Annotated in this window: 1 pseudogene; it reads left to right on the forward strand. The window is 51.7% G+C overall.

Going from position 1 to position 1,741, the window contains the following annotated elements:
* Positions 1 to 1,741, forward strand: a pseudogene (locus EGI31_RS15100) (collagen-like protein); the annotation flags it as partial.

Genomic DNA, 1,741 nt, shown 5'->3' on the forward strand with positions numbered 1-1,741 from the left:
AAAGGTGATAAGGGCGATACTGGCGACCAAGGCGTTCAGGGTATTCAAGGTCTTAAAGGGGACAAAGGTGATACTGGCGATCAAGGTGTGCAGGGTATTCAAGGTCTTAAAGGCGATAAGGGTGATACTGGCGACCAAGGTGTGCAGGGTATTCAAGGGCTTAAAGGGGACAAGGGTGACACTGGCGACCAAGGTGTGCAGGGTATTCAAGGTCTTAAAGGCGATAAGGGCGATACTGGCGATCAAGGTGTGCAGGGTATTCAAGGTCTTAAAGGCGATAAGGGCGATACTGGCGACCAAGGTGTGCAGGGTATTCAAGGACTTAAAGGGGACAAGGGCGACACTGGCGACCAAGGTGTGCAGGGTATTCAAGGACTCAAAGGTGATAAGGGCGATACTGGCGACCAAGGCGTTCAGGGTATTCAAGGTCTTAAAGGGGACAAAGGTGATACTGGCGATCAAGGTGTGCAGGGTATTCAAGGTCTTAAAGGCGATAAGGGTGATACTGGCGACCAAGGTGTGCAGGGTATTCAAGGGCTTAAAGGGGACAAGGGTGACACTGGCGACCAAGGTGTGCAGGGTATTCAAGGTCTTAAAGGCGATAAGGGCGATACTGGCGATCAAGGTGTGCAGGGTATTCAAGGTCTTAAAGGCGATAAGGGCGATACTGGCGACCAAGGTGTGCAGGGTATTCAAGGACTTAAAGGGGACAAGGGCGACACTGGCGACCAAGGTGTGCAGGGTATTCAAGGACTCAAAGGTGATAAGGGCGATACTGGCGACCAAGGCGTTCAGGGTATTCAAGGTCTTAAAGGGGACAAAGGTGATACTGGCGATCAAGGTGTGCAGGGTATTCAAGGTCTTAAAGGCGATAAGGGTGATACTGGCGACCAAGGTGTGCAGGGTATTCAAGGGCTTAAAGGGGACAAGGGTGACACTGGCGACCAAGGTGTGCAGGGTATTCAAGGTCTTAAAGGCGATAAGGGCGATACTGGCGATCAAGGTGTGCAGGGTATTCAAGGTCTTAAAGGCGATAAGGGCGATACTGGCGACCAAGGTGTGCAGGGTATTCAAGGACTTAAAGGGGACAAGGGCGACACTGGCGACCAAGGTGTGCAGGGTATTCAAGGACTCAAAGGTGATAAGGGCGATACTGGCGACCAAGGCGTTCAGGGTATTCAAGGTCTTAAAGGGGACAAAGGTGATACTGGCGATCAAGGTGTGCAGGGTATTCAAGGTCTTAAAGGCGATAAGGGTGATACTGGCGACCAAGGTGTGCAGGGTATTCAAGGGCTTAAAGGGGACAAGGGTGACACTGGCGACCAAGGTGTGCAGGGTATTCAAGGTCTTAAAGGCGATAAGGGCGATACTGGCGATCAAGGTGTGCAGGGTATTCAAGGTCTTAAAGGCGATAAGGGCGATACTGGCGACCAAGGTGTGCAGGGTATTCAAGGACTTAAAGGGGACAAGGGCGACACTGGCGACCAAGGTGTGCAGGGTATTCAAGGACTCAAAGGTGATAAGGGCGATACTGGCGACCAAGGCGTTCAGGGTATTCAAGGTCTTAAAGGGGACAAAGGTGATACTGGCGATCAAGGTGTGCAGGGTATTCAAGGTCTTAAAGGCGATAAGGGTGATACTGGCGACCAAGGTGTGCAGGGTATTCAAGGGCTTAAAGGGGACAAGGGTGACACTGGCGACCAAGGTGTGCAGGGTATTCAAGGTCTTAAAGGCGATAAGG

Origin of the sequence: Lacihabitans soyangensis (assembly GCF_024343775.1) — a bacterium.
In the GTDB taxonomy this organism is placed as follows: Bacteria; Bacteroidota; Bacteroidia; order Cytophagales; family Spirosomataceae; genus Leadbetterella; species Leadbetterella soyangensis.